The 20,982-nt window shown below is 39.8% G+C and carries 20 protein-coding genes; 9 read left to right on the forward strand and 11 right to left on the reverse strand.

The annotated features are described in order from the left end of the window. The first annotated feature begins 3 nt into the window (after nt 1-3). The 3 genes from PSF27_RS06215 to PSF27_RS06225 all read left to right on the forward strand — a co-directional run bounded on the left by PSF27_RS06215 (nt 4) and on the right by PSF27_RS06225 (nt 1,818). Complete coding sequence (locus PSF27_RS06215) at nt 4-792, forward strand: heme ABC transporter ATP-binding protein (RefSeq protein ID WP_272681093.1); 789 nt, start codon at nt 4-6, stop codon at nt 790-792. A gap of 278 nt (nt 793-1,070) precedes the next feature. After that, on the forward strand, nt 1,071-1,286 hold the full coding sequence (locus PSF27_RS06220) for a HEAT repeat domain-containing protein (RefSeq protein WP_206082617.1): 216 nt from the start codon (nt 1,071-1,073) through the stop codon (nt 1,284-1,286). A gap of 313 nt (nt 1,287-1,599) precedes the next feature. Next, nucleotides 1,600-1,818 (forward strand): HEAT repeat domain-containing protein, encoded by a 219-nt coding sequence (locus PSF27_RS06225; protein ID WP_206082618.1) that lies wholly within the window; start codon nt 1,600-1,602, stop codon nt 1,816-1,818. A gap of 84 nt (nt 1,819-1,902) precedes the next feature. Here PSF27_RS06225 and fghA read toward each other — a convergent pair whose 3' ends face one another. The 7 genes from fghA to PSF27_RS06260 all read right to left on the reverse strand — a co-directional run bounded on the left by fghA (nt 1,903) and on the right by PSF27_RS06260 (nt 7,755). Next, nucleotides 1,903-2,736, reverse strand: coding sequence for an S-formylglutathione hydrolase (gene fghA / locus PSF27_RS06230; protein WP_272539144.1), 834 nt, complete (start codon nt 2,734-2,736; stop codon nt 1,903-1,905). Between the two features lie 10 nt (nt 2,737-2,746). Further along, nucleotides 2,747-3,859: an S-(hydroxymethyl)glutathione dehydrogenase/class III alcohol dehydrogenase gene (locus PSF27_RS06235; protein WP_206082620.1), complete on the reverse strand. Its 1,113-nt coding sequence runs from the start codon at nt 3,857-3,859 to the stop codon at nt 2,747-2,749. A 17-nt stretch (nt 3,860-3,876) separates the two neighbouring features. Beyond that, the gene (frmR, locus tag PSF27_RS06240) at nt 3,877-4,149 is read right to left on the reverse strand and encodes a formaldehyde-responsive transcriptional repressor FrmR (RefSeq protein ID WP_206082621.1); all 273 of its coding nucleotides are present in this window, start codon (nt 4,147-4,149) and stop codon (nt 3,877-3,879) included. A 160-nt stretch (nt 4,150-4,309) separates the two neighbouring features. Then, a complete protein-coding gene (locus PSF27_RS06245; protein ID WP_206082622.1) occupies nt 4,310-5,227 on the reverse strand; it encodes a bestrophin family protein in 918 nt (305 codons plus the stop codon). A 161-nt stretch (nt 5,228-5,388) separates the two neighbouring features. Continuing rightward, on the reverse strand, nt 5,389-6,453 hold the full coding sequence (locus tag PSF27_RS06250; protein WP_272539143.1) for an oxidoreductase: 1,065 nt from the start codon (nt 6,451-6,453) through the stop codon (nt 5,389-5,391). Nucleotides 6,454-6,468: 15 nt separating this feature from the next. Further along, complete coding sequence (locus PSF27_RS06255) at nt 6,469-7,212, reverse strand: DeoR/GlpR family DNA-binding transcription regulator (protein WP_272681094.1); 744 nt, start codon at nt 7,210-7,212, stop codon at nt 6,469-6,471. A 216-nt stretch (nt 7,213-7,428) separates the two neighbouring features. Then, a complete protein-coding gene (locus PSF27_RS06260; protein ID WP_206082625.1) occupies nt 7,429-7,755 on the reverse strand; it encodes a DUF1090 family protein in 327 nt (108 codons plus the stop codon). Between the two features lie 544 nt (nt 7,756-8,299). On the opposite strand from PSF27_RS06260, the gene PSF27_RS06265 reads away from it, so the two are divergent. Beyond that, nucleotides 8,300-9,394 (forward strand): fatty acid desaturase family protein, encoded by a 1,095-nt coding sequence (locus PSF27_RS06265; protein WP_272681095.1) that lies wholly within the window; start codon nt 8,300-8,302, stop codon nt 9,392-9,394. Between the two features lie 403 nt (nt 9,395-9,797). Beyond that, nucleotides 9,798-10,742 carry an ATP-grasp fold amidoligase family protein gene (locus tag PSF27_RS06270; RefSeq protein WP_272681096.1) on the forward strand — a complete coding sequence of 315 codons (945 nt, stop codon included), beginning with the start codon at nt 9,798-9,800 and terminating at the stop codon, nt 10,740-10,742. A 61-nt stretch (nt 10,743-10,803) separates the two neighbouring features. Here PSF27_RS06270 and PSF27_RS06275 read toward each other — a convergent pair whose 3' ends face one another. Both PSF27_RS06275 and prpR read right to left on the reverse strand, forming a co-directional pair. Further along, nucleotides 10,804-11,946, reverse strand: a complete 1,143-nt coding sequence (locus PSF27_RS06275) for an MFS transporter (RefSeq protein WP_206083018.1) — start codon at nt 11,944-11,946, stop codon at nt 10,804-10,806. A 584-nt stretch (nt 11,947-12,530) separates the two neighbouring features. Beyond that, nucleotides 12,531-14,123 (reverse strand): propionate catabolism operon regulatory protein PrpR, encoded by a 1,593-nt coding sequence (gene prpR, locus PSF27_RS06280; RefSeq protein WP_272681097.1) that lies wholly within the window; start codon nt 14,121-14,123, stop codon nt 12,531-12,533. A gap of 245 nt (nt 14,124-14,368) precedes the next feature. On the opposite strand from prpR, the gene prpB reads away from it, so the two are divergent. Genes prpB through PSF27_RS06295 form a run of 3 tightly spaced genes read left to right on the forward strand, consistent with a single transcriptional unit; the run spans nt 14,369 to nt 17,941 of the window. Further along, complete coding sequence (gene prpB / locus PSF27_RS06285; protein ID WP_206082629.1) at nt 14,369-15,256, forward strand: methylisocitrate lyase; 888 nt, start codon at nt 14,369-14,371, stop codon at nt 15,254-15,256. Nucleotides 15,257-15,309: 53 nt separating this feature from the next. Then, nucleotides 15,310-16,473, forward strand: coding sequence for a bifunctional 2-methylcitrate synthase/citrate synthase (gene prpC / locus PSF27_RS06290; RefSeq protein WP_206082630.1), 1,164 nt, complete (start codon nt 15,310-15,312; stop codon nt 16,471-16,473). 13 nt (nt 16,474-16,486) lie between these two features. Continuing rightward, nucleotides 16,487-17,941: a bifunctional 2-methylcitrate dehydratase/aconitate hydratase gene (locus tag PSF27_RS06295; protein WP_206082631.1), complete on the forward strand. Its 1,455-nt coding sequence runs from the start codon at nt 16,487-16,489 to the stop codon at nt 17,939-17,941. A gap of 79 nt (nt 17,942-18,020) precedes the next feature. Here PSF27_RS06295 and PSF27_RS06300 read toward each other — a convergent pair whose 3' ends face one another. Together PSF27_RS06300 and PSF27_RS06305 are read right to left on the reverse strand one after the other, a co-directional pair. After that, nucleotides 18,021-19,061 (reverse strand): galactose-1-epimerase, encoded by a 1,041-nt coding sequence (locus PSF27_RS06300; RefSeq protein ID WP_272681098.1) that lies wholly within the window; start codon nt 19,059-19,061, stop codon nt 18,021-18,023. Between the two features lie 240 nt (nt 19,062-19,301). Then, nucleotides 19,302-20,231 carry a cation diffusion facilitator family transporter gene (locus PSF27_RS06305; protein WP_206082633.1) on the reverse strand — a complete coding sequence of 310 codons (930 nt, stop codon included), beginning with the start codon at nt 20,229-20,231 and terminating at the stop codon, nt 19,302-19,304. A gap of 299 nt (nt 20,232-20,530) precedes the next feature. On the opposite strand from PSF27_RS06305, the gene PSF27_RS06310 reads away from it, so the two are divergent. Then, a complete protein-coding gene (locus tag PSF27_RS06310; RefSeq protein ID WP_206082634.1) occupies nt 20,531-20,968 on the forward strand; it encodes a universal stress protein in 438 nt (145 codons plus the stop codon). Nucleotides 20,969-20,982 lie beyond the last annotated feature (14 nt).

Here is a 20,982-nt window from a genome sequence, read left to right on the forward strand (position 1 = left end):
GCAATGCAAGATAAATCTATTTTATTAGAGGCACAAAATCTCATTTATCAAATAGATGATAAAGTATTGATTAACAATGTTAGTCTCTCGATTAAACAACATGAAATGGTGGTCATTATTGGCCCTAATGGTGCAGGAAAATCCAGTCTACTAAAACTGTTAACGGGCTATAATTCCCCCACACAAGGTACCTGCTTGTTAGAGGGGCGCTCTTTAAAAGAGTGGCAAGGTAATGAGTTAGCACGTAAACGAGCAGTAATGAAGCAACATAGTCATTTGCAATTTGCTTTTACTGTTGAAGACGTTGTAGCCATGGGACGTACCCCTTATGGTTCGGAACACAAGCAAGTTGCTATTGAAGAAGCATTATCCCTGACCCATTGCCAAATGTTGCGCCACCGTGATTATCGGCAACTTTCTGGCGGTGAACAACAACGTGTTCAATTAGCACGTGTGTTAGCGCAGTTATGGCAACCCACACCTCAAAGCGCTTGTCTATTTTTAGATGAACCCACGTCGGCTCTGGATTTATACCACCAGCAACATAGCTTGCGCTTACTTCACCAGCTCACCCGTGAACGCCCAATTGGCGTGTGCTGCGTACTTCATGATTTAAACCTAACTGCATTATATGCCGATCGCATTTTTTTAATTCACGAAGGGAAATTAGCCGCTAGCGGTACTCCTGCAGACGTGTTAACAGCAGAAAATCTCACTCGCTGGTACCAAGCAGACTTAGGGGTAAGCAAACACCCTGAAAATGATACACCTCATGTCTATTTGCGCCATTAATCGTTAAGTTCAATTTATACCTCATAAGAGCACACAAACGTCGTGCTCTTTCTTCATATCGACTAAAACATTCTACTCATTTGTTTTCTTTGAGCTATTCATTTCACAATTATCTTATAGCACCTAAACTTTCGCGATAAATCAATCATTCACTTACATCCCTAAAAAGGTGTGAAGTTGGTACAATCTATTGATAGTCATTTGAAATTTGAAGATAAATATTAAGAATTTTCCCCTAGAATACGCCTAAATACGCAAATGGACTAACAAGGCAGAAAATGGAAAACAATATTATCCAAACATTGATTGAATTGACGCATCGTGGCAATGATGATGTGAAAATTGCCGCAATTTCTGCGTTAGGGGATTATCGAGCGACAGTCGAACAACAAACCGCAGTTCATCGTCTACTCGATTTATGCAAAGACCCAAATAAAGATGTGGCTGTATCCGCGATTAAAGCACTAAGTAAGTTATCTGAACATTTTGAATAAAAACCTTTGCCTTCGATTAAGTTAATTTGTTAACGAATCCATTGATATTTTCGCTCGTTTTTTAGCCTCCTCCCCACACTTTTTCTTACTAAATCAAAAACTCAGGTAGGTACGGTACACTCTCTGCCGTCCTGTCATTTTTATCATCAAAACCAATAAATTACATCTCATCTCATTTCATCCACTTTTTTTTATATTTTTAAATAAATAATTTTGATAATATTAGTATCATTGGATTTAAATACTGATATATATTAAATATCAGTATATTTAACTACCTTAGTATTTATAACATGATTTCGTAGGATAGATAATGGATACACAAGTCATCAACACACTGCTCGATTTAACCAATAGAAAAAATGACGATGTCAAAATAGCGGCAATTTCAGCGCTTGGTGATTGCAAGTTGCCAATAAACCAAATGAATACCATGAGCCGGCTGCTAGAACTTTGTAATGATCCGAATCGTGATGTGGCTATCAGCGCGATTAAAGCTGTGAGTAAGCTTTTAAATCATGATAATGAATAAGACAAATAACTTATTCACAATTGTGATAACTAGAAGGAAATAGAAGGGTAAAATTAATTATAATCCTACCCTTCTCTATATTTATTACGCCTGCTTTAAATGACGTGCGTGAAAAGCAATATGTTCACCGATAAAGCTGCTAATAAAATAGTAGCTATGGTCATAGCCATCACGTAAATGCAGTGTGCAATCAAACTGTTTTTGCTCACTTATTTTTGCGAGTAACTCAGGCTTTAATTGCTCATAATAAAAGGGATCTGCCGTGCCTACATCCACTAACATTGGTGGCGTTTTTTTGGCTTTGCCCAGTAACTCAAGCGTGTCATACTGTCGCCATTGTGCTGTATTGTCCCCCAAATACGCGGTAAAGGCTTTTTGCCCCCATGGTACTTGTGTCGGCGCAATAATCGGCGCAAAAGCAGATAGACTGCAATAACGCTCAGTATTACGCAAACCAATCATTAACGCCCCGTGCCCCCCCATAGAATGCCCTGAAATTGCTCGTTTGTCAGTTACGGGTAAATAATTTTCGACTAAAGCGGGTAACTCTGAAACGATATAATCATACATTTGATAATGACGTTTCCACGGTTCTTGTGATGCATTGACGTAAAAACCAGCCCCTTGCCCCAGGTCATAGGCTGCATCATCTGCCACGCCTTCGCCCCTTGGGCTGGTATCTGGTGCAATCAGAACCACGCCCTGTTCTGCGGCAAATTGTTGCGCCGCTGCTTTAGTGATGAAGTTTTGCTCGTTACATGTCAGTCCTGACAACCAATAAATCACAGGGCAAGGCTGCGTTTGTGCCTGCGGCGGCAAATACGCTGCAAATTTCATTTCACAACCTAGCACCGTTGATTGATGTTGATAAACATCCTGCCAGCCACCAAAGCAAGCGTGGCGCTCAATTCTCTCCATCAAAGACTCCTTATTCGTAGTGAATGACGGTGCGGATAGACTTGCCTTCATGCATTAAATCAAAGGCTTCATTGATGCTATCAAGGGGTAATGTGTGAGTCACAAACGGCGCGAGTTCTATATCACCTTTCATTGCATCTTCAACCATTTTTGGCAGTTGGCTGCGCCCTTTCACACCGCCAAATGCGGTTCCACGCCATGAGCGACCAGTCACCAATTGGAATGGGCGAGTTGAAATTTCCTGTCCCGCACCTGCAACACCAATAATGATCGACTGCCCCCAGCCACGATGTGCGCTTTCCAATGCCGCACGCATGACATTCACGTTACCAATACATTCAAAGGTGTGATCGACACCCCATTCGGTCATTTCAATCAATACTTGTTGAATCGGCTTATCAAAGTCCTTTGGATTTAAGCACTCTGTTGCACCGAATTGGCGGGCTAATTCGAATTTTGAGGGATTCGTATCAATAGCAATAATACGACCCGCTTTGGCTTGTCTAGCACCTTGAATAACCGCCAACCCAATACCGCCTAACCCGAAGACCGCAACTGAGTCCCCTTCTTGTACTTTCGCTGTATTATGTACTGCACCAATACCCGTTGTCACACCACAACCTAATAAGCATACTTCTTCATGGTTCGCTTCAGGATTAATTTTAGCGAGGGAAACTTCAGCGACGACGGTATACTCACTAAATGTTGAGCAGCCCATATAGTGATAAACAGGCTCACCATTATAAGAAAAACGCGTTGTACCATCAGGCATCACACCTTTTCCTTGCGTCGCACGGACAGACACACATAAGTTCGTTTTACCTGATTCGCAGAAAACACACTTCCCACATTCAGCGGTATACAATGGAATAACGTGGTCACCTACGCTGACACTCGTCACACCCTCACCGACCTCAACCACAATACCTGCGCCTTCATGGCCTAACACAACTGGAAATAGCCCTTCTGGGTCATCCCCTGAAAGTGTGAATGCATCCGTGTGGCAAACACCTGTATGGCTGATTTTAACCAAAACTTCACCCGCTTTTGGCGGCATAACGTCGAGCTCAACAATTTTCAGTGGCTCCCCAGGAGCAAATGCAACTGCTGCACGTGATTTCATCGTTGTTCCTTTTTTATTTAACGCAAATAAGTGCGAATAAGTGAAATAGCATCATCAACGGACTCTTTTTGATGCTGTGTGGTGGCTGACTCTTGGAGCCCCTCGCGTAAATGACTTTCTAGTACCCCCGCCATTAATCCATTAACAGCACCACGAATGGCAGCAATTTGCTGTAAAACTGCAGCACACTCCACTTCATCCTCTAGGGCGGATTCAAGAGCTAAAAGTTGCCCTTTAAGTTTACGAACCCGAGTCAGTACCGCTTTTTTTTCTTTTGGTGAATGTGGCATCTTTGAGCCCCTTTCATATACATAGGGGGAGTATAGTATCTATATTGCTATCAGTACAGAATGACACTATTTAATTTACTTATTTAAAGCACAAAAAAAGAAAAAATGGCAAAGTGAGCTCTGTTTCACTTTGCCAGTTATGGAGATATAACAATAGGAATTACAACAAATTAAAGTATTTATCAGGTTTATTGACAGGGGGAAGCGGTTTGAGATCCAGCATGTCCATTGCATTTCGCTCGATACTATTGCAAATCGCATTTAATGGCAGGTCATTCGCAGAAGTCCCAAAAGGATCTTCCAATTCTTCCGCTAATGAGTCCCACGCTAAAAAGGTATATGAAATAAATACCGAAACAAATGGGGTCATATAGTGTAAATCAACCACTAACGCAAACGGCAATAACGTACAAAATAAATACACAGTGCGCTGCAAAATCAAGGTATAAGCAAAAGGAATAGGGGTATTCGAAATACGTTCACAACCACCTAAAACGTCAGATAACGCATTAATATCTTTATTGATTGCTTGGAATAATACATCGCTAATCACTTTATTATCACGCAATTCCCCGACCTTCAGGCCAATCTGCATTAAAATACGGCTACTTGGAAATGGACTATGAATGACTTCATCAAAAATAGCGCGCGGCAGCAGCCGATATAAATCAACAATGGGACTGGTTTTTCTTAGCTCATGTTTTAAGCTCCAACCAAATGCAATCAATAAGTGAGCGAATTCTTTTTGCGCAGCTTTGTCATTTGGTAATAACCCTTTAATATTTCTTAATATATTGCGTTGATTAATCAACAAATTAGCCCAAAGTGTTCTCGCTTCAATTAAACGGCTATAACACGCGTTATTACGAAAACCTAAAAAGATAGCGATGGCTATCCCTAATAAACTAAAAGGCGCAATAGTTAAATGAATACCTAATTGTTCGTACCATTGGTAACTCAATACGGCAACAATCGAAATCATGATATTAAGAGATAAGCGAAAGGTGATTTTTGACAGCACGGAACCGTGCCAATCGAACAACCGAAAAAACCAGTGTTGATGCGGGCGAATGACCATAATGTAATCAATAATAATTTAGCAAAACGACATAAAACTTATTATTTCATTTATCAAACTGATAATCTATAGGCCATAATTGATTAACAGTTTCCTATTAATTTCATCTAAAGATAAAAAATAGCTGATGGACACTCTCCAGAGCAGCTATTTTTTCTATATTATTTATTCCATTGTGCTATTTCGTTTTCAGTTAGCATTAAGGGTTGCGTACTGCCAGTCTCAGCCGATTTTACCGCAGCTTCCAGAACTGCCATAACCGCCAGCGCTTGCAATGGTGTTACGGGATTAGATGCATGGCCATTCAATGCATTACGGATGCCCACATAATACTGGCTTTGGTCACCTTTTGGTGTTTGCTGCTGCTTAGGTACCAACGTCTCATCGATTAAAATAATGGAATCATTATCCAATCCCCATTCTTTATCTTGAGGAGTGATCCCTTGCAGTAATTGTTTTTCTTGTTGATCTGGCTGAGATTTTACAGCACTCCCTTTATCACCATGCACAGTGAAACGCGTAAATCCACCCGCGGCTAACATGCTGCAATGTAAAATCACTTTATGGGTTGGGTAGTTTAATAACACATGTGCCCAATCATTAATTTGACCATTATTCCTTAACGTCGCAATATTACCTTGCACAGACTGCGGCAGACCAAACAGTTGTAGTGCTTGGTCAATTAAATGTGGGCCTAAATCAAACCATAAGCCACTACCTGGTAAGTTTTGTTCACGCCAACGTACTCTTACTTCAGGGCGAAAGCGGTCGATGTGAGATTCAAAGTGCTTTATTTCACCTATCTGTTTTTGTTCAATCACATTTTTAATAGCAAGGTAATCGCTGTCCCAGCGGCGATTATGAAATACAGATAATAAAATATTGTGGGCTTTCGCAAGTTCAATCAACTCTCTTGCTTCTTGCATATCCAACGTAAATGGCTTATCAACCACCACATTTTTACCCGCTTCAATTGCTAACTTTGCCAATGGTGCATGAGTCGCATTTGGGCTTGCTATCACCACTAAGTCAATATCAGAACGAAGAATAGCCTCCTCGGGTGATGCTATCACCGTGGTGTTTGGAATATCACGTTTTACTTTTTCTTCATCACTTGAAGCGACGACAGCAAGATTCAACCCATCAACAGACCTAATTAAAGGTGCATGGAATGTTTTACCCACAAACCCATAGCCAATCAGTGCAACATTAATTTCTTTGCTCATAATCTTACCTGTTCATTAAATACTAAGAGAATTTACAGTCACCTTGCTATTAGGACTGAGTTCATCCCAATCACAATCTAAAAATAATTGGTCAATTTCGTCTAAATTAGCAACTAAATAAGGCTGACATAGGTTTAATTTCGTGCTGTCTGCAACCACCCAATGCATTTGACTATTGGCAATCATGGCGCGCTTTACATCACAATCCGCTTCCTCTGAGGCACTTAGCCCCAGCGTGGAGTGCAGTGCACAAGCGCCTAAAATGGCAATATCCGCTCTATACCTCGCCAGCATAGATAATGTGGCACTTCCAGAAAATAACCTTTGCTGAGGATCCCACTCACCACCGAGCAAAATTAACTGGATATCGGTGCGGTCACTGAAGTGGGTCGCGATGTCCAAGGATATGGTAATGATTTTCATCGGGCCTTGGATAAAGCTAGCAACAGCCATTACCGTACTGCCAGAATCAAGGAAAAGTGTTGAGCTCTTCGGAATCAATTTAGCAACCTGTTGCCCTAATTGTTTTTTAACCTCAGGCAATAAAATATTTCGCCCGCGACGGCTCATAACTGGCACATTGAACCCCACAGCGCCGCCATGGTTTTTTTGTGCCAAACCTTGGTTTTCTAGTTCAGTTAAATCACGCCGGATAGTATCAGCAGAAACATGCAACTGATTAGATAAGTCTGCAACACTCACCTGACCATTTTTTGCTATTATTTCAATAATATAATTCTGTCTCGCTTGTTTATGCATAACCGCAAAATCTCGCAAAATACTGCAATATGCATCATATTACCGCAATACGAAAAGAAATAAACATGAAAATAGCGCAATCATTACCGACATTTTTAATTTTATTAAATTGACATACTGTTATGTTGAATAAGAAAGGAGATTACACATAAGAGAAAGGTCGAGATACAGTAGAAAACCGCCTATTCGGTTCTCTACTTAGCTTGAATTAAAACACTAGCTTTTTAACGATTCTAACCGTTTAATTTCATCACGTAATGCATCAATTTCGCGTTCTAACTGACGACTTTCATCTGAATAATATTTACTGTTCAGTTTTGTTGGCCCTGTAGCCCCAGAGTAATGATCATAACAACGGTTTTGTACATTAGAAATAGCACGTTGTAACCCAGCGACTCGATGACGGTTCCCATGTGCTTTTGCGTATTTTAGCTGTTTTTCAAGTTGGTAAATTTTATTATCACAACCAGAGTAATTAGAACCCGCTTGGGAAGATAATGGAATAAATAGTGTTGATAAAATAATTAGCATTATCTTTTTCATTTAATTCTCCAAATATAAAAAATAAATTAAATTTTATCTATTTCATCACTTTTATATTTTATTAATATAAGCAAGCTCCTAATTTAGCTTAAGATAACAATTAAATCTAAAATAGTCACATTATAAAGCAGGATAAATGATAACATATATTTATAGTTAAGACACCAAACAGGTCTGATCACTTTTTATGATAATTTATTACAGACAGACATAATTTTCCTTGTTACCTTACTCTCATGGACTTTTCTCTACACGGATGTAGACACTTCTTACTTCGAACGGTCATAAGCACTAGGCCGCTTTTCAAACAGATACTTCAATTTATTCAATTAAACCTTGTCTTTTAGCTTAATTTTTTAAAATATTTATTAAACACAAATAGCACAAAATTATTTTTATCTAAAAATAAAAAAATTCATTTAATTTGTATTTACTTAAACCTATAGGAATAAGTTTAAATCCCCCCTTATTTTCATATATTTTTTGCAGTCTCTTTATGGGCAAAGATATACTCTAGCCAAAGGTAATACTAAAGAGAGTAACCATGCACTCAACTAAATTCGAGCTCACATTTGCCAGCGCTGACGAACAACATTTTCATACAGCCTTAAAACAAGCCAGCCAAGATTATCTACAAAGCAAACACGATCACGTATATGCGAGTAAAACCGATATTGCAGTAGTCATCATCTTATTCAGTATCGCAATATTATGCTACCTACCTACGCTGTTTACCTCATCCGTATTAACTTACAGTTTATCCTATTTTATTTTTGTTCTGCTCATCATGTTCCTCAATGTCATTGGGCAACACGATGCTTGCCATAATACGTTATTTAAAAATAGTTGGAAAAACCGGGTATTTGGACGTTTAGTCACCTTACCTTTAGGGTTAGAGCCTGAATTTTGGCGAACCCGCCATGTTCACTACCACCACCATTTTGCCAATATTGAAGATTATGACTTAGACACAGAAGAAAATGGCATCTTTCGCCAAACGCCTTTTCAAAAATGGCGACCTTTCATGAAGTATCAACACATCTACTGGCCATTTATTGCGTCTTTTTCTTTAACATGGATAGCACTGGTTTTTGACTGGTCGGATAGAACAGGGAAAACACGCCTGAAAGATAAAAAGGTTTTAGCGGGAAAAAAAGGTTGGGCACTTTTTATTACTAGCAAAATTGGTCATTTACTACTGATGCTAGGCTTCCCTTTACTTTTTGCTCATGAACATGGAATAAGTTTAACCGCTATTTTTGTCACTTATATTTTAAGCCAAATGATTGCATCTATTTTTGTCATTTATTTGCTTTTGGGGACGCATTGGGCTGAAACTGAATTTTTTACTGCACCAGAAGACAAACAAATTAAGCATGGTTGGTACCATCATAATTTTGTTACTGCCTGTGATTGGATACCAACACCACATTGTCTATGGCGTTTAACTGGCGGACTTAATTATCATCTCACCCATCACCTTTTCCCCAATTGGCACCATCGCCACTACCCTGCCTTGGCAAAGATTTTGGGTGAGTTAGCGACGCAACACAACATGCCTTACCGCTGCATTCGTTATAATGAATTGGTCGCAGCACAAATTCGCTTCTTAAAAAAAATGGGTGAAAAACCACACTAAATGTCGTCTCACTGTATGCATATTCTATTAATACAGTGAGGTCATTTTTCTATTTAAACAGTTACTCAACAAACTAATTATTTAAGCATTTATTAGACATTAAAATAAATGCTTAAGGTTCATTAACCAACCATATGGTATCCTACTAAATAACCTATACCCATATTATTTTTGGTGAATAATTAAAACAATTGATTTAATTATTGATATAAATTCAATCAAAAAACCATAATATTAATTATTTTAACATTCATTTATCACTTGTTTAATTTTCATTTATTAAGGAATTATTAAATTCACTATTGCATTCATTGATACTTCATTTAAGTTATCCAAAATATACTTCATAAAAAATAATATTTCTAATTTACACACTACATTTTATAGAATGGTTGACACTCGCATGAAAAAAGCAGAGTACATTATAAAAAAACTACGCACATTTATTATTAGTGATAAGCTTTATCTTACTAATAAATTTGCAAAAAAACTAAATTATCGCCCTGATTTTAAAACACCTAAAAGCTTCAATGAAAAGGTGAATTTTAGAATGCTGCGTGATAAAAACCCACTGTATACACAGCTTGCTGATAAGCTAGCCGTCAGGAGCTACATCAGTCGAACCATTGGCGATGAGTATTTAGTTCCTATCTTAGCCACCTATCGTCATGTAGATGAAATTAATATCGATACACTTCCTGAACAATTTGTCCTCAAATGTAATCATGATAGCGGCAGCAGTGTAATTTGCCGAAACAAAGAAAAATTTGATTGGCAACATGCCAAAGATAAATTGTCATTTCATTTATTCAAAAATCTTTATTACATTACTCGCGAACGTCATTATAAAAATATTTCACCACAAATTATTTGTGAAAAATATATTGACTTATTCGCCAATAAAAATAGAAAACTCGTTCCTGAAACTTGCCGTATACATTGTTTTTCAGGTAAGCCTGTCTATGCAGAAATCGATTATACTGATGAGTCAGGTGAAGAGTTTATCAATATCTATGATATTAACTGGCAATTGCAACCCGTCACTTTTGGCTACCCAAATATGTTAGAGCCAGTATCTGAGCCACCTCTCTTTAAAGAAATGCTACGCTTGGCTGAAATTCTCGTCACACCATTCGATTATTGCCGTGCAGACTTTTTGATGTCTGATGAAAACACCTTGTATTTTAGTGAACTCACGTTTGCCCCTAATGCAGGTAGAACAGAAATATCACCATTGTCGTGGGACTTTAAATTAGGGGAGCATTGGGAACAACGCATAACCCAATCTGCGGGCTATGTGCCTCTCGAAGGTGCCTTATCAACTATCTCCGTGAATAAGAAAAAGTAACGAATAGAAAAAAGGCCCTGTGAATTCACAGAGCCTTTATAAACCATATTAACTTAAACAGTTAATTCGCCAGCACACTCGCTTTACGACGCAAGCTGGCTATTAACATATAAATTGCCGTCACGAGCAACACAATAAAGAAGAAATCCACTAACCCATTATGCTGACTTAATAATGCGCCCGCCGCGATTGGGCCCATTGCTGAACCAATGCTATAACTAAATAACATCACTTGTGTTGCAGCAACAATATAGGATGAATCCAAGTTGTCACACGCTAAAGTAATCGCAACCGGGTATAACGCAAATGAAGACATTCCTAACAACGCTAATGCAACAATCATCACTAAGTAGTCGCTAGAAATATAAATAACCCCCATCGCGAATACCCCTAATAAGGAAACCATCGCTAATAACAAGGTTTTGCTCATCAAAATTGACAACTTACTGACAACAGGCTGGATCAACATACCACCCAAAATAATTGAAGCCATCAAAACCCCAACTTGGTCAGTCGTAAATTGTTCTTTCTTCAGTGATAGTGGCATCAACCCATAAATCGTACCCATAGTGATACCTGAAACCATACACCCAATAATTGCAGGTTTACTTAATCGTGCAATTTTTTTCAGCGATAATTTTTGGTGTGACCCGCTATCTGGTTGCCCTTGGCGAACGAATAATGGGGGCATTACAGCTAATAACAATAAGCCCAATACAACCATAAAAGGATAAGCACCTTGGGTTCCGATAACGCCAATCGCGAGTTGCCCTAACGTTGTCCCGCCATATAATGACGTCATATAAAAGCTTAATCGCTTAGCTCGCTCTTTCGGGCTGTCACCAATCAGCAGCCAGGATTCAACCACCACAAAGATACCCGCAACCGCGATACCTGCAATTAAACGGTTTGGAAGCCAAGCTTCAATCGAAGGTGCCCACGGCAAAACCACAACCGTTGCGGCTAGCATTAATAAAAAACCAATAAAAGCGAGGCGATGACCAATTTTGGCAATCACGGGCTCAATTAGCATTGAACCAATTAATAAGCCAATGTAGTAGGCACTTGCTAACCAACCTGCGTACTGCGTATCAATTCCGAAGCTCCCCATTGATAATGGGATTAAGCTCATTAAATAACCCGATGCAATAGCAAAAATCGTTAACCCTGCAACAGGAACGAATGCATTATCGCGTTTGCGCATGATAGTAGTGGACTGATTCACGCCCCACTCTCCAACAAATAAAAATAAATAATATGCGCTGCAACTACATCGTAGAATACGACAAGGCTGTGATCTCAAAAAAGGAACACATTTCGGCGATTAGTGCAGGAGTAAAATATAAAAATAAGACTGATTTGAGCGCAATATAGAACGTTAAATCGGTAAGTTAAAATGAGAAAATCTAATGGTGACTAGTAAAATAATTTATGTGAGAAAAATCACGTTTTTTCCGAAAGAGAATTTAAATCAATATCGACCATTAAAACAAACAAAACCCTTTAAATTCATACCGATAAAAAAACAATCACTTTTCTTTTTTTGTTACAGATTGACACAACTTAAGCCAAATGGAAAAGGCCATAAGAGTACTCAATGGTAAAATAATTTATTTATTATTTAATCGTTCTATCACGCCCAATGCAAAATACCTTTTTTGCTGGCAAGAGAAATGAAAGTAACTTAATTTATACTTCTATAATGCCCTATTTAATTCATTTCGTTTTTAGTCAAAAATACTTAATAGGACATACGATTTAATAATTTCTTTCCGCATAGTTTACCAACTAGCATTTTTCTAATGCACAAAGGCGGCGCCAAAGTGTTGTTCTGCTAATCCCTAGGTATTGAGCTACCGCTTTACGATCACCATTAAACCTTGCCATTATGTCAGTAAGTGATTCCTTACCTCTATCAATAACAACATCATTGTCATTTACTATCCACTGGCGTTCGGGAGATAAACTGATCAGCATCTCTTCAGTAATGGCCTTTTCAGGGTATGCACTACAATAAAGTGCAACTCGCTCCATTAAGTTTCGCAGCTCACGCACATTTCCTGGCCATGCATAATTTAGAAAAAAATGACGACAGCTTAAAAGCTGCTGTACCCGAAACGCAGGGAGCGGTAAAACCAAACCAGCAAAAGCCAATTTTAAAAGCCTCTGTGCGAGAAAAAGAATGTCTTCACCTCGCTCATTAAGCGCAGGTACTTGCATCCGAAGTACCCCTAAACGGTAGAATAGGTCAGCACGAAAATGCCCATTTTTCACCCAATCATCTAAATGGCAATGGGTCGCACAAATCACACGCACATTGACTTGCAAAGGTTTATAACCACCAATCCGTACCACAGAGCGCTCTTCCAGCACCCGCAAAAGTCGCGTTTGCAACGCTAATGGCATTTCGCCAATTTCATCTAAAAATAATGTGCCACCATGAGCTAGTTCAAACAACCCTGCTCTTCCCCCACGCCGTGACCCTGTAAATGCCCCCTCTTCATAACCAAATAATTCAGCTTCTAATAATGTTTCAGGGATCGCGCCACAATTAACCGCGACAAAAGGCATTTGCTGCTTACTGCGTTTGTGCTGATTAAATAATGTAAATTCATGGTGAATCGCTTGTGCCACCATTTCTTTCCCTGTTCCACTTTCGCCTTGGATCAATACAGTAGCCTCTGAGCGTGCATATAACATAATCGTCTGTCTTACCCGTTCCATTGACAATGATGAACCAATTAAATCATTGATTGTATGGCGGACTTTTGGCGGGGTAACTGGTCGATATTTATCTGATGAATGGCGATTACGGTGAGACATTCGGCTTAACTCAATAGCATCGGAAAATGCCTGCCGTATGGTTTGAGTTGAATAGACAAAAATGCCTGTCATTCCCATTTCATCCGCTAAGTCCATAATCAACCCAGCGCCGACAACCACTGAAATCCCCATCGATTTCAAAGCCTTAAGTTGTTCTCGTGCATCTTCGGCGGTAACATAGCTACGTTGTTCAATTTGCAATGCAAAACGTTGCTGAAAATCGGTTAATGATGGAATGGTATTTTTATAATTAATAATACCGATCTTATCACTGATTTCTCGCCCCTTCGCAAGTGCTTGCATTACGTCAAATCCGTTGATATTAACGATGATAACAGGCACAGAAACATGACTTTTGAGGTAAGCACCGTTTGAGCCAGCACTAATGATAGCATCACAATGCCCTTGCTTTAGCCTCTCTCGTACCTCTTCCGCCGCCTGTTCAAATCCCAGATTTAACGGTGTAATGTCTGCTTGTTCACTAAATTCGGGGCTTATATCGCGAAAAAGTGTATATAGCCGTGAAACAGACACTGTCCAAATAATCGGTTTTTCCATCTATTTCACTCCCTCACAGTTATGTTTCAAAAAATGTTTCAATTAACAATAGCGTGTTTCAATGAAACATGCTAATCACAGATTAGAAATTTGTTTTCTTTATCACAAACCCACACAACACCCAACCAATTAATTTATAAAGATTTATTTCAAATAACCCACCTTTAGGCTAGTTGGCATGCCAATTGCTATATGATTATAGTGACCTTAAATAAAAACAATTTATTAACAATTAAGAGGCTTCTATGACATCTATTCCTGCTGGACAAAAATTCCGCGATGCTGTCGCTCAAGAATCCCCCCTTCAGTTAGTTGGGACGATTAATGCCAATCATGCCCTTCTTGCCCAACAAGCAGGCTATAAAGCGATTTATTTATCTGGTGGTGGCGTCGCGGCAGGATCATTAGGTATGCCTGACTTAGGGATCTCCACTCTAGAGGATGTGTTAATTGATATTCGTCGCATTACTGATGTCTGTGATTTACCCCTGATGGTTGATGCCGATATTGGCTTTGGCCCTTCAGCTTTTAATGTCGCTCGCACCGTCAAGTCATTTTGCAAAGCAGGTGCGGCGGGATTACACCTTGAAGACCAAGTCGGTGCGAAACGCTGTGGTCACCGACCTAATAAAGAGATTGTCTCAACACAAGAAATGGTAGATAGAATCAAAGCCGCGGTAGATGCCCGTACTGATGATAGTTTTGTGATTATGGCTCGCACAGATGCACTCGCCGTCGAAGGCCTAGATGCTGCACTTGAACGAGCTCAAGCCTATCTCGATGCAGGTGCAGACATGTTATTCCCTGAGGCTATTACTGAACTATCTATGTACCAACAATTTACCCAAAACACCCCCGCACCTGTTCTTGCTAATCTTACAGAATTTGGCCAAACCCCATTGTTTACGTTAGATGAGCTTCGTAGTGTCGGTATCGCTATCGCACTCTATCCGCTGTCAGCTTTTCGTGCGATGAATAAAGCCGCAGAACAGGTCTACACTGCAATACGCCATGAAGGTACACAGAAAAACGTTATTCCTTTGATGCAAACACGTGATGAACTTTACCAAAGCATTCATTACTACGATTACGAACAAAAACTGGATGCCCTATTTTCACAAAAAAAACCATAGACACACAGGCGGCACCAAGTTGAGTCTCCTCTATCCCTTACAAGGAAATTACGATGAATGAACAACTTAGTAACACCGTATCACCACAATTTAAGCCCAAAAAATCGGTGGCACTTTCAGGTGTTCCAGCGGGAAATACTGCACTTTGTACCGTAGGACGTAACGGGAATGATCTGCACTATCGTGGTTTTGATATTCATGACTTAGCCACTCAATGCGAATTCGAAGAAGTTGCACACTTACTGATACACGATAAGCTCCCCACACAAACTGAGCTCATCGCCTATAAAGCAAAACTACAAACCTATCGCGGGCTACCTGCAAGTGTGAAACAAACTTTAGAATCTGTTCCCGCAAATGCACACCCTATGGATGTCTTACGAACAGGGGTTTCGATGATGGGCTGTGTACTCCCCGAAAAAGATTCACACCCATTTTCAGGTGCCAGAGACATTGCTGACCGATTGTTAGCCTCATTAGGCTCAATGTTACTGTACTGGTATCACTTTAGTCACCATGGTCGTCGTATCGAAACGCAAACCGATGACGACTCAATAGGTGCCCATTTTTTGCATTTATTGCATGGCAAAAAACCGCCAGCTCAATGGGAAAAATTCATGCATATTGCTGCAATTTTATATGCAGAACATGAGTTTAATGCCTCAACATTTGCCGCTCGCGTCATTGCAGGCACAGGTACCGATTTTTATTCAGCAATAACAGGCGCAATAGCCGCCTTACGAGGACCAAAACATGGCGGCGCAAATGAGGTTTCATTAGAAATCCAGCAGCGCTATGCCTCAATGGATGAAGCCGAACGAGATATCACGGCTCGTATTCATAATAAAGAAGTCATTATTGGCTTTGGCCACCCAGTGTACACCCTTGCTGATCCACGCCATCCCATCATTAAATCCGTGGCATTGCAGCTTTCAGAACAAAATTTGAATCGCCATTTATACAGCGTTGCTGACCGTATCGAAACGGTAATGAAACGTGAAAAAGGCATGTTTCCAAATTTGGATTGGTTCTCTGCAGTGGCCTATCACTTAATGGGGGTACCAACCGCCATGTTTACCCCGCTATTTGTCATGGCGCGGACTGCAGGTTGGTCTGCCCATATTCTCGAACAAAGACAAGACAATAAAATTATTCGTCCATCGGCCAATTATATTGGGCCAGAAAATCAATTATTCACTCCAATAGAACAGCGTTAATAAAGGTAAAATAATGACAACACAAACCGTGAGTTCTCAAAAAATTGAATTTGATAAAGTTATCAGTGACATTGTTGATTATGTAATGGATTACCCAATTGTTTCTGAACTAGCTTACGATACCGCCTATCATTGCCTGCTCGATACGCTAGGCTGCGGCATGGAATCGTTAGAATACCCAGCCTGTAAAAAACTGTTAGGCCCAATAGTACCAGGAACAATTGTTCCCAATGGCACTAAAATTCCTGGCACCCAATTTCAATTAGACCCTGTTCAAGGTGCTTTTAATATTGGCACAATGTGCCGCTGGCTTGATTTTAATGATACTTGGCTCGCCGCTGAATGGGGCCACCCTTCAGATAACTTAGGTGGCATCCTTGCTACCGCCGATTGGTTATCGAGGGAAAATCTAGCTAAAGGCAAAAAACCGTTAATCATTAAAGATGTATTAACGGCTATGATTAAAGCACACGAAATTCAAGGGTGCATCGCCCTTGAAAATGCCTTTAACAAAGTCGGGCTCGACCATGTTATTTTAGTCAAAGTCGCCTCAACAGCTGTTGTCTCACAAATGTTAGGTTTAAACCGCGAACAGATCCTCAATGCTATTTCCCTAGCGTGGATTGATGGCCACAGCTTACGTACTTACCGCCATGCGCCGAATACAGGTTCAAGAAAATCATGGGCAGCAGGAGATGCAACCTCCCGTGCAGTTAGGCTCGCATTGATGGCGCAAAAAGGCGAAATGGGCTACCCAACGGCATTGACTGCCAAAACATGGGGGTTTTATGACGTTTTATTTAAGGGGCAGCCGCTTCGCTTCCAACGCCCTTATGGTTCCTATGTTATGGAAAACGTATTGTTTAAAATCGCTTTCCCCGCTGAGTTTCACTCTCAAACCGCCGTCGAAGCTGCATTACAATTACATAGAACATTAGCCGCAATGGGTAAAAGTGCCGATGATATTGCATCAATTACAATTCGCACCCATGAAGCCTGTATTCGCATTATTGATAAGAAAGGCCCACTCAATAACCCTGCTGACCGTGACCATTGCATACAATACATGGTGGCTGTGCCACTAATTTTTGGTCGACTCACCGCCGCTGACTATGAAGATAACATTGCGCAAGATAGCCGTATTGATGCGCTTCGTGCCAAAATACATTGCCATGAAGACACGCAATTTACCGCCGACTACCATGACCCAGATAAACGTTCAATTTCTAATGGATTAACCATTACGCTAAATGATGGTCACGTGTTGGATGAAGTGGTGATTGAATACCCTGTAGGCCATAAACGCCGCCGTAAAGAAGGGATGCCGTTGTTATTGAAGAAATTTAGAATTAACTTAGCAAGGCAGTTTCCTGAAGCGCAGCAGCTGCGTATTCTTCAAGCATCACTCGATAAACCCATGTTAGAAAAAATGTCCGTAAATGAATATATGGATTTATTTGTGATTTAAGTTCGCCCCACCTTTAATAATGACAAAACGCCGCTATATATTCGATACTGCGGCGTTGCTATTTTTTAGCATCAATAAATTAAAAAATAAATTGATAGCGGGTTTGACTGGAATAAATCCGCTGTGATTCAGCAATACCCGTATATAGCTCCCCCCATTCAGGGTGATTAACCGCATCAGGTGGAAACTGTGTTTTTAAAGCCACTCCTGAATATGCGGTATAAATTTGGCTTTTTCCTGCAATAGCAAACAACTGATTACCACTATAAAGCTGCATCGCAGGCATTGTTGTGCTAATTTTCATCTGTACATCACCATCAGGCGCACCTAATGTTGCCACCGTTTGCAGCCCATCCGCCATACCGCTATTAAAGATGAACGTATGGTCATACCCACCAACCGCCGCTTGTACATCATCTTGTAAAAAATCTCGGCCAATGCGTTTGCTCGCTCGAAAATCAAAGTTCGTATCTGTGACATCCCGCCACTCCCCTGTTGGCAGCCCTTCCGCGGTTGTCGGTAAAAATGTATCAGCCGCTATCTGCAAGTCATGCTCAAATACGGTTCGAGCTGAATCTTCCCCCGCAAGGTTAAAATAGGTGTGATTCGTCAGGTTCACTGGACAATCTTCTGTTGATTGGTATTTATAATCAATAACCACTTGATTATCTTCAGTTAGTTCATAGCTAACCTCAACCAATAATGTCCCTGGAAAGCCTTGATCCCCCGCAGGCGAAACTAAAGAAAAAACCGCTTTGGATGGACTAGGCTGAATGATCCCCCAAATTCGATAGCTAAAATTGCTTTTTCCACCATGTAAACAGTGGATATCTTGATTATTGGAAACAGTATATTGATGGCCATTTAACGTAAATCGTGAGCCACAAATGCGGTTTGCAACTCGCCCGATGGTCGCACCGAGATAAACACCCTGCTCCATCTGCTTCGCCATGTTGGGTGACCCTAAAACCACATCTCGCTTCCCACTTGGTAAAGGCAATATACAGCTAACCCAGCTGGCACCTAAACTTGTGAGTAAAACTTTCATTCCATTTTGATTAGTCAGTGCAATAACTTTTGGCGATCGGATAGCGTGACGCTGTTCTTGAGTAAACCGCATTTTTCCCTCAATATTCGACAGTAATCTATTCAGCTGAAGGGGTAAAATATTAACATTTGCTCAACCGCCCCTTCCGCGTGAACAAAAAAATTGTTCCATCCTGCAACAACAAGTTGATTTTCCACTGGTTGCCTATTGAGTGCAATAACTTATTGGCTGATATTGTTTTAATGTGACAAAAAAATAACCGAATAAGACACAAAATTCGGTTATTTTGAAAACATATTGGTAACCATTTTATTAATGCTTGATGTGTTTGTCGTAAGGGTCTAAGTGAGTCATCACATCTAAAATTTGTGGGTTTTCCATGAGTTTTTTACGTGTATTAACAGCAATATCATGCCCTTGTGTAATACTCATATTTCCATCAAGCTCTAAATGCACATCAACTAATAAAAAATCCCCTGATTTGCGGGTTTTTAAATCATGATAACCCGATAATTCGTCGATGCTATCTAGTACATCGCGGATTTCTTGTAGTGTCTCCTCATCAGCGCCTTTATCCATTAAATCTTGCATAGATTGATTGGTAAATTTAAAACCCATTCTGAAAACAAATGTCCCCACAATCATTGCAGCAAGTGGATCAAAAATACGCAGTCCACATAAATTCCCCACAATACCAATAGCCACAACCAAAGAAGATGCCGCATCAGAACGTGCGTGCCATGCATTTGCAACTAACATGCTGGAATTCACTTTCTTTGCTACATACAACATATAACGGAATAATCCCTCTTTTGCGACTAATGCAACCAACGCTGCCACTAATGCAATCATATGAACTTCAGGGATCAAATCAGGATTGAGTAGCTTTTCAATGGCAGACCACACCATTCCCACTCCAACAATCAATAAAATAATCCCCAAAATCAATGATGCCCCATTTTCATAACGAAAATGTCCATAAGGGTGGTCTTCATCTGGTTTTTTGTGGCTCTTTTTATTGGCGATCAGAACAACAAAATCCGCGATTAAATCGGATAATGTGTGGATCCCATCAGCGATTAAACCTGACGAGTGAGAAAAAATACCAATAATGATCTGCCAAATAGATAGCAGCGTATTGACCAACACACTAATCAATGTGCTTTTTTTCGCCGCCTTAAATTTAGCCTGCTGAACGACAAATTCCTTGCTTGGCTGCCCTACCGCTTCATTTTTATTCATACCATCATTTCTTTAATGAAAAACAAAATAATTATCATTTAAATAAACTTTTTAAATCAATAAGTTAAATAAATACCCTGCCAATACTCGCACATTAAATGTTAAATGTCTCATGATAATTTGTAACCAGTTAGCTTGGATGAAAATGGTTATTCTTTATTTTTGATTACAAATGCGTTCATTATTTAAAATAGCGATAAATGCGCACTTAATAGCATTTCTTCTATCTTATTTAACTTATAGTATATAAATAGTGAATTGCTATAATCGATTTCAAATAACATATGAATGAGGTGGCTATGTATAAAAAAATTCTAGTTCCTATTGATTTACTAGAAGATGAGCTGAATCAGGACATCATAAAACACGTTGAAGCCTTAGCCATGTTGGGGGCACCTGAAATTCATTTTTTATCCGTCATTCCGAGTGTTGAATTATTTTTTGGTATTGAAATCGCCGCATTGCCCGAGAGTCAAAAAAACTCTGCGGAACGCTCTGTTTTAGCGATGCGTGCACTGGAAGAAATAATTAAAGATATAAAAGTGCCAGATGCTCAGATTAATTGCAAAGTCAGCATTGGCTCAGCGAAAGATGAAATCTTAGATTACGCACAAGAGATTGATGCGGATTTAATCATGGTGGGCTCACACCATCCAAGTACCTCAACTTATTTATTAGGTTCAACAGCGTCAGCTATTGTTCGTCATGCAAAAACATCGGTCTTTGTGATCCGCTAAAATAATAGATAAAA

This window comes from Providencia sp. PROV129 (genome assembly GCF_028482245.1).
Taxonomy (GTDB): domain Bacteria; phylum Pseudomonadota; class Gammaproteobacteria; order Enterobacterales; family Enterobacteriaceae; genus Providencia; species Providencia vermicola.

What these genes read in the sequence shown, in the direction of transcription:
- frmR (WP_206082621.1), bottom strand. Translation starts at nt 4,149, where the DNA reads ATGCCACATTCACCAAAAGAAAAAAAAGCGGTACTGACTCGGGTTCGT.
- prpC (WP_206082630.1), top strand. Translation starts at nt 15,310, where the DNA reads ATGAATGAACAACTTAGTAACACCGTATCACCACAATTTAAGCCCAAA.
- prpB (WP_206082629.1), top strand. Translation starts at nt 14,369, where the DNA reads ATGACATCTATTCCTGCTGGACAAAAATTCCGCGATGCTGTCGCTCAA.
- PSF27_RS06245 (WP_206082622.1), bottom strand. Translation starts at nt 5,227, where the DNA reads ATGGTCATTCGCCCGCATCAACACTGGTTTTTTCGGTTGTTCGATTGG.
- PSF27_RS06310 (WP_206082634.1), top strand. Translation starts at nt 20,531, where the DNA reads ATGTATAAAAAAATTCTAGTTCCTATTGATTTACTAGAAGATGAGCTG.
- PSF27_RS06250 (WP_272539143.1), bottom strand. Translation starts at nt 6,453, where the DNA reads ATGAGCAAAGAAATTAATGTTGCACTGATTGGCTATGGGTTTGTGGGT.
- PSF27_RS06225 (WP_206082618.1), top strand. Translation starts at nt 1,600, where the DNA reads ATGGATACACAAGTCATCAACACACTGCTCGATTTAACCAATAGAAAA.
- PSF27_RS06255 (WP_272681094.1), bottom strand. Translation starts at nt 7,212, where the DNA reads ATGCATAAACAAGCGAGACAGAATTATATTATTGAAATAATAGCAAAA.
- PSF27_RS06215 (WP_272681093.1), top strand. Translation starts at nt 4, where the DNA reads ATGCAAGATAAATCTATTTTATTAGAGGCACAAAATCTCATTTATCAA.
- PSF27_RS06275 (WP_206083018.1), bottom strand. Translation starts at nt 11,946, where the DNA reads ATGCGCAAACGCGATAATGCATTCGTTCCTGTTGCAGGGTTAACGATT.
- PSF27_RS06235 (WP_206082620.1), bottom strand. Translation starts at nt 3,859, where the DNA reads ATGAAATCACGTGCAGCAGTTGCATTTGCTCCTGGGGAGCCACTGAAA.
- PSF27_RS06295 (WP_206082631.1), top strand. Translation starts at nt 16,487, where the DNA reads ATGACAACACAAACCGTGAGTTCTCAAAAAATTGAATTTGATAAAGTT.
- PSF27_RS06220 (WP_206082617.1), top strand. Translation starts at nt 1,071, where the DNA reads ATGGAAAACAATATTATCCAAACATTGATTGAATTGACGCATCGTGGC.
- fghA (WP_272539144.1), bottom strand. Translation starts at nt 2,736, where the DNA reads ATGGAGAGAATTGAGCGCCACGCTTGCTTTGGTGGCTGGCAGGATGTT.
- PSF27_RS06265 (WP_272681095.1), top strand. Translation starts at nt 8,300, where the DNA reads ATGCACTCAACTAAATTCGAGCTCACATTTGCCAGCGCTGACGAACAA.
- PSF27_RS06270 (WP_272681096.1), top strand. Translation starts at nt 9,798, where the DNA reads ATGAAAAAAGCAGAGTACATTATAAAAAAACTACGCACATTTATTATT.
- prpR (WP_272681097.1), bottom strand. Translation starts at nt 14,123, where the DNA reads ATGGAAAAACCGATTATTTGGACAGTGTCTGTTTCACGGCTATATACA.
- PSF27_RS06305 (WP_206082633.1), bottom strand. Translation starts at nt 20,231, where the DNA reads ATGAATAAAAATGAAGCGGTAGGGCAGCCAAGCAAGGAATTTGTCGTT.
- PSF27_RS06300 (WP_272681098.1), bottom strand. Translation starts at nt 19,061, where the DNA reads ATGCGGTTTACTCAAGAACAGCGTCACGCTATCCGATCGCCAAAAGTT.
- PSF27_RS06260 (WP_206082625.1), bottom strand. Translation starts at nt 7,755, where the DNA reads ATGAAAAAGATAATGCTAATTATTTTATCAACACTATTTATTCCATTA.